Here is an 11,613-nt window from a genome sequence, read left to right on the forward strand (position 1 = left end):
CGGATCTCACCGTGCGTCAACGCACGGTCCTCGATGTCATCCGTTCCTCGGTGACCGAACGGGGCTATCCGCCCAGCATCCGCGAGATCGGCGACGCGGTCGGTCTCACCTCCACTTCTTCGGTGGCCCATCAGCTGCGCGCCCTCGAACGCAAGGGCTACCTACGCCGCGACCCGAATCGGCCGCGCGCGGTGAATGTCCGTGGGCTCGACGAGGCGGTCCGCTCGGTCACCACGCTGCCCCAGCAGACCGACGAGGTCGATCCGAGTCGTCCGACGCCGACATTCGTTCCCGTCCTCGGCCGGATCGCCGCCGGTGGCCCGATCCTGGCCGAGCAGGCCGTGGAAGACGTGTTCCCCTTGCCGCGCGAACTCGTCGGCGAGGGTTCGCTGTTCCTGCTCAAGGTGGTCGGCCAGTCGATGATCGACGCGGCGATCTGCGACGGCGACTTCGTGGTGGTACGTCAGCAGAATGTCGCCGAGGGTGGCGACATCGTCGCCGCGATGATCGACGGCGAGGCCACCGTGAAGACCTTCAAGCGCAGCGGCAAGGACGTGTGGCTGATGCCGCACAACCCGCACTTCGAGCCGATCCCCGGCAACGACGCGCAAATTCTGGGCAAGGTCGTCACCGTCATCCGCAAGGTCTAGCGGCGCGCGGTCGCGGCCATCTCCCAGATCAGCAGCTCGGCGGCGGTCACCGCGGTCACGCGGTGGCCGCCTGTCGCTGTCAGGCGGACGGCGTCGCCCTGGTGCAGGGTGCCGTAGCTCTCGTAGTCGACGGTGCCACGGGCGAGGAAGACGTGCCCGTAGGGCGCGTCGGGGACGGTGATCGCCTGACCGGGGTCGAGGCGCGCGACATGGAAGGCAGCGTGACGGTTGCCGATGCCGATCGCCGCCTCGCCGCGGTGGCGCGGCATCCCCGACGCCACCGGCACCAGCGTGTTGCGGGCGAGCTCACCCTCGATATCGAGTTCCTGATAGCTCGGGGCGACGCCGGTCTCATCAGGCGGGATCCACATCTGCACGACGTGCAGGCGCTGCTTCTCCCGGTAACCCGCCCCGTTGCGCTCCGAATGCAGGATGCCCGCACCCGCGCTCATCCGCTGCGCGAGCCCGGGACGGATCACGCCCGAATGCCCGGCGGAATCCTGGTGCACCACGGTGCCTTCCAGCACCCAGGTGAGGATCTCGGTATCGCGGTGCTGATGGGTATCGAACCCCTCGCCCGGGTCGACGATGTCCTCGTTGTGCACGAGCAGCAGACCGTGGGCGTAGTCCTCGAGCACGAAATTGCCGGTGACCGGGAACGACTGCCGCGAGTCGAGCCATTCGTTGCGCCAGCGCCTGCGGTCGGCGCCGGGCACCACCTCGACCTGCTCCGTCACGATCATCGTCACCCCTTTCGCATCCGGACCCTGGTCCGCATAACTGGGTAACGAGATCGGCGCCGCGGACATTCCACGCCGTCTGCGTGCGTCTGCCTCGCGGCGCCGATCCGGTGAATCAGGCGGTCGCGGTCACCAGGGCAACGCGTTGCGCAGGCGACCGACCAGGGTCCGGCCGGTATCGCGCTCTCGCTCGTTGAACAGGAACTGCAACTCTTCTTCGAGCCCCTTGCGCACCACATCGCGCAGATCGGCGGCCGCACCGTCGAGATCGTCGGCTTCCAGCCACGGCGCCGGGTCGATGGGGGCGCCCGCGGAGAAGTAGAACCGCTCCGGGCGGGGCAGCGGCGTCGGGCCGACACCCTTGACCAGGGGCGGATTCAGTGCGGTATTGATGCCGAGGAGCCGGCAGGTCCAGCGCAACGGAGCCATCACCGCGTGCTGACCGTCGAAGACGATGTCGTAGGCGTCGTCGGCGCCGATCATCGCCAGCGGCACGATCGGCACCCCCGCCTGAATCGCCATCCGCGCGAACCCGGTGCGCCCCTCCCACTTGAGCGCGTACTTCTCGCCCTTGCGACGGATCGCCTCGCGACCGCCACCGGGGAACACCACCACCGCTTCCCCGCGCTCGAGCAGCGCCAGGCAGTTCGAGCGGGTCCCTCGGACGGTGCCGAAATGGTGCAGGAAGTCCCGCACCCCGGGCACCATCAACACATGTTCGGCCAGGCCACGCACCAGCCTGCCGCGCTCCCGCAGGATCGCGGGCAGGATCAGCGGCGCATCGATCAAGCCGAGCAGGTTGTGGTTGGCCACGATCAGCACCGGCCCTTCGGCCGGAATGTTCTCCAGACCGTAGAACTTGGGGCTGGTCCACGCCCGCAGCGGCGCGAGCACCGCTTCGAAGGCGCGTAGATCCCATTCACTCGGTGCCGGGGCGAGCGGCGCCCCGTCCGAGAGGACAGGGTCGCCCACCGCAACCCTGTCCTGCGTCACATTTCCCATACTTCGATGGTCGTTCGACATAACACCCTCCTGCTGTCGATATTCGACCATAGCGTCCGAAAATGCCTGTGTCTCATCGGCATTTGTCCGCAACCAGCAGGCAAATCAGCGAAAAAGATCAGCTGAGAGCCGGCTCGGCAGGACCCGCGTGGGCGTACTCGGACAGGGCCGCGGCCAAGGCGTGCGGCACACGCGCGCGTACCCGAGTACCGCCCTCTTCGTGGTCGGCGGTGACGATTCTACCGTCGGCGTGGATGCGGGCGAGCAGGTCCCCTCGGCTGTAGGGCAGCAGCACACTGATGTCGACATCGAGTCCGCCGAGCACCTCGGAGAGCCGCTCCCGCAACTCCTCCACCCCCGCGCCGGTCTGCGCCGAGACGAAGGCCGCCTGCGGCAACATGCCGCGCAACCGGGTGAGCTCGTTCGGGTCGGCGGCGTCGATCTTGTTGACCACCAGCAGTTCCGGCGGCGCCGGTGTGCCCTGCTCCCTGATCACATCGGTGATCACCTCGCGCACCGCCCTGATCTGCTCGAGCGGCAGCGGGTCGGCGCCGTCGACGACGTGCAGCAGCAGATCGGCGCCGGTGACCTCTTCCAGCGTCGAGCGGAAAGCCTCGACCAGCTGGGTCGGCAGGTGGCGAACGAAGCCGACGGTGTCGGTGAACACCATCTCGCGACCGTCGTCGAGCGCGGCCCGGCGCGTGGTCGGGTCGAGGGTGGCGAACAGCGCGTCCTGCACGAGCAGGCCCGCCCCGGTGAGCGAGTTCATCAGGCTGGACTTGCCCGCGTTGGTGTAGCCGACGATGGCGATCGAAGGCACGCCGCTCTCGCTGCGGCGCGCGCGCATGGTGTCGCGCGCGGTCTTCATCTCCCGGATCTCGCGGCGGAGTTTGGCCATCCGCTCCCGGATCCGACGACGATCGGTTTCGATCTTCGTCTCACCGGGGCCACGGGTGCCGACGCCACCGCTCGCACCGCCCGCCCGGCCACCGGCCTGACGCGACATCGACTCACCCCAGCCACGCAGGCGGGGCAGCATGTACTCCATCTGCGCCAGCGCGACCTGGGCCTTGCCCTCTCGGGAGGTGGCGTGCTGGGCGAAGATGTCGAGGATCAGCGCGGTGCGGTCGATGACCTTCACCTTGACGACCTTCTCCAGCGCGGTGAGCTGGGCGGGCGTGAGTTCACCGTCGCAGATCACCGTGTCGGCGCCGGTGTCGAGGACGACGGTGCGCAACTCCTCGGCCTTGCCGGAGCCGATGTAGGTGGCCGGGTCGGGCTTGTCGCGACGCTGGATCAGCGCCTCGAGGACCTCCGAGCCCGCCGTCTCGGCGAGCGCGGCCAACTCGACCATGCTCGCGTCGGCCTGGGCGACACTGCCGGTGGTCCAGACCCCGACCAGCACGACGCGCTCGAGGCGCAGCTGACGGTATTCGACCTCGGTGATGTCGGTGAGCTCGGTGGACAGCCCCGCGACGCGACGCAACGAGGAGCGCTCGTCGAGCTGCATCTCGCCGACCGTCGGATCGCTCGCCCAACCGGGCTGCTTCATGCGGGCCGCGTGGCGGGCCAACGCATCATCGACGTCTCCGCGATCGGCGGCTTCGTCGGGATCGGACGCGGTGGTGTGCTCGGCCGATGTGGATTCTGTGGGTTCTACTGGTTTCGTCATACGTTCTCCATGCTGCCACGTCCGGGTGACAGCGTGCACGCGGTTATCGGTCCGCCTGCGCGTCCCACCAGGACTGCGACAGCGTTCCCGAGGCCAGCAGGACCGAAGGACCGCGCAGCCAGGCGCGTGCTTCGGCGATGCCGACGCGTACCTGTCCGCCGGGAACCCGCACGGTGACCTCGCCGGATTCGGTGCCGATCGATACCCCTGCGGCGGTCAACGCGGCGGCGGCCGCGGCCACTGTCCCGGTGCCACAGGACCGGGTCTCGCCGACTCCGCGTTCGTAGACGCGCATGTCCACGGCGTTGTCGGCGTCGAGCGCGGTGAGGATCTCGACGTTCACTCCGTGCGGGAACAGGTCGGGGTCGAAGCCCGGCGACACGCTCAGGTCGAGTTTGGCCAGCGCGTCGACGGTCATGCTGTCGTCGACGCAGGCCAGGTGCGGATTGCCGACATCGATGCCGATGCCGGGCAGCGCCCAGCCGGCCAGCGTGGCGGTGGACGGGCCGAGCTCACGGACGACGCCCATGTCCACGGTGACCTCACCGTCGGTCGGGCCTGCCTCGTGCACGACGACCGGACGCGCGCCCGCACGACTGCCGACGACGTACTCGGTGCGCTGCTCGAGCCCGGTGGCGTTGAGGTAGTGCGCGAAGACCCGCACCCCGTTGCCGCACATCTCGGCGATCGAACCGTCGCCGTTGCGGTAGTCCATGAACCAGTCGTCCGCGCCGACGCCCTCCGGCAGGGCTTCCAGGACACCGGCGCCGAGCAGCGCACCGGCCTTCGCCACGCGCAGCACACCGTCGGCGCCCAGGCCGCGCTGCCGGTCGCACAGTGCGGCGACGCGGTCGGCGGTCAGGTCGAGGCGCACCTCGAGATCGGGCAGCACCACGAAGTCGTTCTGGGTGCCGTGGCCCTTGCTGAATTCGATGTCGGACACGTCCCTCATTCTCCTCTGCGCCGCGCTGGGGTGTTCTACCGGGCGAACGTGCGTCGCTGCCGGGCGATCTCGTAGAGGCTGATCGCCCCCGCCGACGGTGCGCCGAGCGAGCTGGCGGTGCCGCCCATCGGAATGGTGACCAGGTCGTCGCAGGCCTCGGCCCACGCCGAGCTCATGCCGGTGGTCTCGTTGCCGACGACCAGGATCGTCGCCCCGGTGAAGTCGTAGTCGTAGATCGTGCTCGGCGCGCCCTCGTCGGTGCCGACGATGCGGGTGGGGATGCCGCGAGCCTGTTGGCGGTCACGGAATTCGAGCACCTGCCCGGGGCCCGCCGCACGCAGCACCGGCATCGCGAACAGCGAACCGGTCGAGGCGCGCACGGCCTGCGGGTCGAACTGGTCGGCGCCGTGGCCGGTGACGATCACCCCGGACGCGCCGAAAGCGTCCGCCGAGCGGATCAGCGTGCCGAGGTTGCCGGGCGAGTTCGGACGATCGAACACGACCACGACCGGGGCGTCCTCCCCCGGTTCCCCGGGGGCGTAGTCGGCCAGGTCCGGATGCCGTGACACCGCGACCGCGACGATCTCGGGCGCGCTCGCCGCCTTCTCCCCCAGCTCGGCCATGAGTTCGGGGACCAGGCCCACCTGCGGCACGTCGGCGGTGTCGAGGATCTCGCGCGCCCAACTCGACAGCTCGGGGCCGCCGAGCCGGTAGAGCAGCGTTTCCAGCGGCCAGTCGTTGTCGAGCGCCTGGGTGATCGGGCGCACGCCTTGTACGAGGAACCGGCCGTCACGATGACGTTTGGTCCGGTTGTTGAGGTAGGCCTGCCACACCTGCACCGAGGCGTTGCGGGTACTCACTCGTCGCGTCACTGCGCTGTCCGTCCTATCGGGTCGGTCTCGGAATTTCGTCAGAGCAGGGCCAGCGCGGTCGCGGCGAGCTCGGGATCCGCGCCGTCCAACCAGGAGACCCTGGGGTCGCGCCGGAACCACGACCGCTGCCTGCGCACGTATCGGCGGGTGCCGATCAGCGTGCGCTCGCGGGCGTGGTCGAGATCGTATTCGCCGTCGAGGTAGGCCAGCACCTGGGCGTAGCCGATGGCGCGGCGGGCGGTCTGACCCTCCCGCAGGCCCGCGTCGAGCAGCCCGCGGACCTCGTCGACCAGACCCGAATCGAACATCAGGGCGGTTCGGGTCTCGATGCGGGCGTCGAGGGCGGCGGTTTCCCGGTCGACGCCGAGAATCGCGGTGTTCCAGCGCGGGGCGCCGATGGTCGGGGCCGAGGCGGCGAACGGGCGACCGGTCAGTTCCACGACCTCGAGCGCTCGCACCATGCGTCGGCCGTCGGTGGGCAGGATGGTGGCCGCGGCGACCGGGTCGGCCTGCCGCAGCGCCGCGTGCAGCGCCTGCACTCCGCTCTCGTCCAGGAGCGCTTCCCAGCGGGCGCGGACCTCGGGATCGGTGGCCGGGAAATCCCATTCGTCGAGCAGGGCCTGCACGTACATCATCGACCCGCCCACGATGACCGGGGTTCGTCCACGCGCCAGGATGTCCTCGACGACGGCCCGGGCCGCGCTCTGGTAGGCGGCGACGGTCGCGGTCTCGGTGACGTCGAGAACGTCGAGCAGATGGTGCGCGATCCCGCGTCGCTGGTCGAGCGGCAGTTTCGCGGTGCCGACATCCATCCCGCGATAGAGCTGCATGGCGTCGATGTTGACGATCTCGCCGCCGAGCTCGGTGGCGAGATCGAGGGCGAGGTCGGATTTGCCGGTAGCGGTGGGGCCGACGACCGCGATCGGTCTTCTCGTCACTCGTCGAAACCTTTCCGCGCACTCGGTTGCCACACGCTCACGTCGTAGCCGACGCCGTAGGGTGCGCCCTGATAGAGCGTACGCACCTGCGGATCGGCCGAATCGGCGGTGAAAAGACCGCCGAGCACCTGGTAGGCGGCGCGTCCGTCGACGAGCAGCGCCGCGCACAGCTCCGGCTCGAGCGCGGCCAACCCTGCTCGCGATCCTGTGCGCAAGGCGGCGTCGAGATCGTGCTGCACAGCGTGGGCTCGCTCGTCGAGGTAGCCGGGTGACTTGACCGTCAGCGTCGCGGCGGCGTCGGCGACGACGAGCACCGCGTACGGGTCCGGCTCGCTGTCAAGCTCGGCGCGAAGCGCGGCGCCTGCCTCGGCACACCGCACGGGCGAGGCGTCGGCGGCGAAGAGCTGAGCCCGCACCGAAATCCGCGGCGCGGCCTGCTCCCGCAACCATCCGGCGACCAGTACCGGAAGGGGAAGCTGGGAGTCTGCTGGACCGGGCTCCTCGCCCGCCGGACCGAGCCCGACGACGACATCGGCGCCGAACCCACGAAACGTTCCCCGGGTCGACGAACCGTAGATCCGGTCATGGCTGTCGACCCCGATCACGACCCACCGCTCGGCGGCCGCGGCGAGGGCGGCCGCGGCGTCCAGAGCGGCCGCGCGCAGCACCACGATCGGATCGTCGGGATCGCTGCCGGACACCGGGACTCGCCCACACAGTTCGGGCACCAGCATCGGCGGCGACGGGACCAGGGCCGCTATCGAGAACACGCGGTAACCGTAGCCGCAGCGCGCACGGGGGCCCGCATCCGGCGCGGTGCGGACGTGCGACGGTCTGCGAGTGTCCGGCGTAGGGATGCCTGCCGAGATTGCTAGTGTTTTCAGGTGCGACTACCCACGTCGTCCGGGACGAAATCCCAGGAAATCCGCTATTCGATCCTCCGGATCGATGGTTTCCGCGGCTCGAACCGGGTTCAATGGGATGTGCTAGGGCGTAACCAGGCAGCCGTGACGCGCGGCAGGGACGGAGAGCAATGACCGACAGCAACGGAACCGCGAAGCCCACCCCAGGTCCGGCCCCGCGACCGTCCGGTACCCCCAAGCCCGGCGGGACTGCTCCGCGTCCGCCGAAACCGCATGCCGTGAAACCGGCGCCGGGCCCCGATCAACCGCATCCGCACGCCGTGATCGTGCCGAGCGCCACCGACCCGAGCAAGTGGGGTCGCGTCGACGAAGACGGCACCGCCTGGGTGCAGACCCCCGAGGGCGAACGGATCGTCGGCTCCTGGCAGGCGGGCGATGTCACCGAGGGCCTTGCCCACTTCGGCCGTCGCTTCGACGATCTCGCCACCGAGGTCGCGCTGCTCGAAGCCAGGCTGGCCGCGGGCGCCGACGCCCGCAAGACCAAAGCCGCCGCGCTGGCCCTGGCCGAGACGCTGCCGACCGCGGCCGTCATCGGCGACATCGACGGCCTCGCGGCCCGGCTGCAGGTCATCACCGAACACTCCGAGGAAGCCGCCGCGCACGCCAAGGAGGAGAAGGACCGCGCCCGCCACGAGCACACCGAGCGCAAGGAAGCCCTCGCCGCCGAGGCCGAGCAGATCGCCGCCGAGTCCACCCAGTGGAAGGCCGCGGGCGACCGGCTGCGCGAGATCCTCGACGAGTGGAAGTCGATCCGCGGGGTGGATCGCAAGGTCGACGACGCACTGTGGAAGCGCTACTCCAAGGCCCGCGAGGCGTTCAACCGCCGACGCGGCGCGCACTTCGCCGATCTCGATCGCGAACGCGCCACCGCCAAGACGCGCAAGGAAGAGCTGTGCGTGCGCGCCGAGGAGCTGGCCGACTCCACCGACTGGACCGGCACCGCCGCGGTGTTCCGCGACCTGCTCTCCGAGTGGAAGGCCGCGGGCCGGGCACCGCGCGAAGCCGACGAGTCGCTGTGGCGGCGGTTCAAGAGCGCCCAGGACGTGTTCTTCGCCGCCCGCAACGCGGCGGTCTCCGAGCGCGACGCCGAATTCGACCACAACGCCACCGCCAAGCTGGAACTGCTGGCCGCCTACGAGCACATCGACCCGGCCAACGGCGTGGATGCCGCCCGCAATTCACTGCGCGAGCTGCAGGACAAGTGGGACGCCATCGGCAAGGTTCCCCGCGAGCGCATGCAGGAGCTGGAAGCCAAGCTGCGCGCCATCGAGAAGCGGGTCCGCGACGCCGCCGATCAGCAGTGGCGCCGCTCCGACCCCGAGGCTGTCGCGCGCGCCGCGCAGTTCCGTGAGCGGGTCGCGCAGTACGAGGAGCAGGCCGCCAAGGCCACCGCGGCGGGCAAGAAGCGCGACGCGGAGAAGGCACTCGAGCAGGCCAAGCAGTGGCGCGAGTGGGCCGAGGCCGCCGAGGGCGCCGTCAGCAATCTGTGAGTGAGACAGAAGGAAACCCCCGACCGATTCGGTCGGGGGTTTCCTTGTCTCGCAGGACTATTCGCCGGTGAGGCGCTTGCGGTCGCGATCCTCGGCTTCGCGCGCCGCGTTGCGACGCTGCTCTTCCGCGGCGAGTTGCACGGCGGTGCGACTCCAGACCACGCGGATCCAGTGGAAGGTGAGCACCATGATCGCGATGGTGCCGAGGATCAGGCCGATGCCGGGGCCCGCGCCCTCGTAGTTGCCGAGGCCGGGGGTCTGGCGGTGCCAGATCGAGAGCACGCCGAACACGCTGCCCACCGCCGAGCCGGCGCACGCTATCCAGGCCAGCACCCAGCGGCGGGTGGTCAACGCCAGCAGCGAGAAGCCGACCCCGAAGACGATGACCAGCCACACGAAGATTCGTGACGGCAGGCCGATGTGCTCGACGCCCGCCGCGTCGGTGCCGAGTAGCACGTCGAAGCCGCGCGCGGTGCCCGCCGTCGGCAACAGCAGCGAGATCAGCAGTGCGAAGACCGCACCCGCCACCACCAGCGCCCGCGCGCCGGGGTCGATCTCACCGGCGATGCGGCGCTCGACCGCGTCGAGTTCATCGCGGAATTGTTCGAAATCCTCGTCGTTGCGCGCCGGGTTCACCGCGTGTCCGCTCCTGTCCAGAGGCTGATCGTTGGCGGGTTCCACTGTGCCATCACCGGGCGCACCGTTCGCATCCGACCCACTACGGCCGGTAGTAGATTCCTCGTCGCTCACGACGAGCAGCCCGTCGAACAGCCGCTCTCGACCGGCTCCACTACCGGTGCGCCGATCCGGGGCAACCCGAGCCCGACGCCGATCGGGGCGGTCTTCGGGGTGATGCCGCGTTCGTGCGCGTCACCGGCGGCGGTCCGCCGATGCGACTTCACGGCGCTGTCGGCGATGAGGTGGTGCGGGGCCGCCTCGGTGATATCGACGGTGACGATGTCGCCCGGTCGGATACCCGTCACGTCGCCCGGACGGAAGTGCACCAGCCTGCCGTCGCGCGCGCGTCCGCTCATTCGCGCGGTCACCGCGTTCTTCTTGCCCGCGCCGTCGGCGACGAGCAGTTCCACCTCGGTGCCGATCAGGGCCTGGTTGTTCTCCCAGGAGACCTGGTCCTGCAACGCGATCAGCCGTTCGAAACGCTCCTGCACGACCTGCTTGGGCAGCTGATCGGGCAGTTCGGCGGCCGGGGTGCCGGGACGCTTGGAGTACTGGAAGGTGTAGGCGCTGGTGAAGCGCGCGCGACGGACCACATCGAGGGTCTCGAGGAAGTCCTCCTCGGTCTCGCCGGGGAAGCCGACGATGATGTCGGTGGTGATCGACGCGTGCGGCATCGCGGCGCGCACCTTGTCGATGATGCCGAGGAAGCGTTCCTTGCGGTAGGAGCGGCGCATCGCCTTGAGCACCCGGTCGGAGCCCGATTGCAACGGCATGTGCAACTGCGGGCAGACGTTGGGGGTGGCCGCCATCGCCTCGATGACGTCATCGGTGAACTCCGCGGGGTGCGGGGAGGTGAACCGCACCCGTTCCAGGCCCTCGATCTGTCCGGTCGCGCGCAGCAGTTGCGCGAACGCGCCCCGGTCGCGCGGCTGATCGGGGTCGACGAAGTTCACGCCGTAGGAGTTCACGTTCTGACCGAGCAACGTCACTTCGAGGACGCCCTGGTCGACCAGCGCCTGGACCTCGGCGAGCACGTCGCCGGGACGGCGATCCACTTCCTTGCCGCGCAGGGCGGGCACGATGCAGAACGTGCAGGTGTTGTTGCAGCCCACCGAGATCGACACCCAGCCCGCATAGGCCGACTCGCGCTTGGCGGGCAGCGTCGACGGGAACGCCTCGAGCGATTCGAGGATCTCCACCTGGGCCTGTTCGTTGTGACGGGCCCGCTCGAGCAGCACCGGCAACGAGCCGATGTTGTGGGTGCCGAACACCACGTCGACCCACGGCGCCTTGCGCACCACGGTCTCGCGGTCCTTCTGCGCCAGGCAGCCGCCGACGGCGATCTGCATGCCGGGGCGACCCTGCTTGACCGGGACCAGCTGACCGAGCGTGCCGTAGAGCTTGTTGTCGGCGTTCTCGCGGACAGCGCAGGTGTTGAACACCATCAGATCGGGGGTCTCCCCGCTGGCGGCTTTGGTATAGCCCGCGTCCTCGAGCAGCCCGGACAATCGTTCGGAGTCGTGCACGTTCATCTGGCAGCCGAATGTGCGAACCTCATAGCTGCGCTGAGTCACGGAGCTGCGCTGCGTCACGGAGCTGTGCTGCGTCGCGCCCTCAGTCTCGTCCTGAACCGTCGAATCCACCTGTCCAGGGTACGGGCAGACCGTACTGTGACGCACATCACGTCGGCGATCGCAGGATAATA

Annotated in this window: 11 protein-coding genes; 2 read left to right on the plus strand and 9 right to left on the minus strand. The window is 69.5% G+C overall.

From position 1 onward, the window contains the following. The first annotated feature begins 11 nt into the window (after positions 1–11). Positions 12–650, plus strand: a complete 639-nt coding sequence (gene lexA / locus QX204_RS21735; RefSeq protein WP_235569435.1) for a transcriptional repressor LexA — start codon at positions 12–14, stop codon at positions 648–650. Here lexA and QX204_RS21740 read toward each other — a convergent pair. The 7 genes from QX204_RS21740 to QX204_RS21770 all read right to left on the minus strand — a co-directional run bounded on the left by QX204_RS21740 (position 647) and on the right by QX204_RS21770 (position 7,587). After that, positions 647–1,393 carry a pirin family protein gene (locus QX204_RS21740; protein ID WP_301901886.1) on the minus strand — a complete coding sequence of 249 codons (747 nt, stop codon included), beginning with the start codon at positions 1,391–1,393 and terminating at the stop codon, positions 647–649. The genes lexA and QX204_RS21740 overlap by 4 nt on opposite strands. Positions 1,394–1,519: 126 nt before the next feature. Next, positions 1,520–2,392, minus strand: coding sequence for a lysophospholipid acyltransferase family protein (locus QX204_RS21745; RefSeq protein WP_301901888.1), 873 nt, complete (start codon positions 2,390–2,392; stop codon positions 1,520–1,522). 118 nt (positions 2,393–2,510) lie between these two features. Next, positions 2,511–3,944, minus strand: a complete 1,434-nt coding sequence (gene hflX, locus QX204_RS21750; protein WP_056815573.1) for a GTPase HflX — start codon at positions 3,942–3,944, stop codon at positions 2,511–2,513. A 163-nt stretch (positions 3,945–4,107) separates the two neighbouring features. Beyond that, complete coding sequence (dapF, locus tag QX204_RS21755; protein WP_301908062.1) at positions 4,108–4,998, minus strand: diaminopimelate epimerase; 891 nt, start codon at positions 4,996–4,998, stop codon at positions 4,108–4,110. A gap of 44 nt (positions 4,999–5,042) precedes the next feature. Beyond that, on the minus strand, positions 5,043–5,879 hold the full coding sequence (locus tag QX204_RS21760) for a TrmH family RNA methyltransferase (protein WP_084503956.1): 837 nt from the start codon (positions 5,877–5,879) through the stop codon (positions 5,043–5,045). Between the two features lie 38 nt (positions 5,880–5,917). Then, positions 5,918–6,817 (minus strand): tRNA (adenosine(37)-N6)-dimethylallyltransferase MiaA, encoded by a 900-nt coding sequence (gene miaA / locus QX204_RS21765; protein ID WP_301901891.1) that lies wholly within the window; start codon positions 6,815–6,817, stop codon positions 5,918–5,920. Beyond that, the gene (locus QX204_RS21770; RefSeq protein ID WP_301901892.1) at positions 6,814–7,587 is read right to left on the minus strand and encodes a class III extradiol ring-cleavage dioxygenase family protein; all 774 of its coding nucleotides are present in this window, start codon (positions 7,585–7,587) and stop codon (positions 6,814–6,816) included. The genes miaA and QX204_RS21770 overlap by 4 nt, the downstream gene beginning before the upstream one ends. Positions 7,588–7,850: 263 nt before the next feature. On the opposite strand from QX204_RS21770, the gene QX204_RS21775 reads away from it, so the two are divergent. Continuing rightward, positions 7,851–9,230 (plus strand): DUF349 domain-containing protein, encoded by a 1,380-nt coding sequence (locus tag QX204_RS21775; RefSeq protein WP_301901894.1) that lies wholly within the window; start codon positions 7,851–7,853, stop codon positions 9,228–9,230. A 57-nt stretch (positions 9,231–9,287) separates the two neighbouring features. Here QX204_RS21775 and QX204_RS21780 read toward each other — a convergent pair whose 3' ends face one another. After that, entirely contained in the window at positions 9,288–9,866 is a 579-nt protein-coding gene (locus QX204_RS21780; protein WP_301901895.1) for an Rv2732c family membrane protein, read from the minus strand. A 110-nt stretch (positions 9,867–9,976) separates the two neighbouring features. Next, a complete protein-coding gene (gene miaB / locus QX204_RS21785) occupies positions 9,977–11,440 on the minus strand; it encodes a tRNA (N6-isopentenyl adenosine(37)-C2)-methylthiotransferase MiaB (protein ID WP_301908063.1) in 1,464 nt (487 codons plus the stop codon). Positions 11,441–11,613: the final 173 nt, after the last annotated feature.

This window comes from Nocardia sp. PE-7 (genome assembly GCF_030486425.1).
Classification (GTDB): domain Bacteria; phylum Actinomycetota; class Actinomycetes; order Mycobacteriales; family Mycobacteriaceae; genus Nocardia; species Nocardia salmonicida_A.

Excerpts from the sequence above, each read along its gene's own strand:
- QX204_RS21745 (WP_301901888.1), bottom strand. The coding sequence starts at position 2,392 with ATGGGAAATGTGACGCAGGACAGGGTTGCGGTGGGCGACCCTGTCCTC.
- miaB (WP_301908063.1), bottom strand. The coding sequence starts at position 11,440 with ATGAACGTGCACGACTCCGAACGATTGTCCGGGCTGCTCGAGGACGCG.
- QX204_RS21775 (WP_301901894.1), top strand. The coding sequence starts at position 7,851 with ATGACCGACAGCAACGGAACCGCGAAGCCCACCCCAGGTCCGGCCCCG.
- QX204_RS21740 (WP_301901886.1), bottom strand. The coding sequence starts at position 1,393 with ATGATCGTGACGGAGCAGGTCGAGGTGGTGCCCGGCGCCGACCGCAGG.
- hflX (WP_056815573.1), bottom strand. The coding sequence starts at position 3,944 with ATGAAGCAGCCCGGTTGGGCGAGCGATCCGACGGTCGGCGAGATGCAG.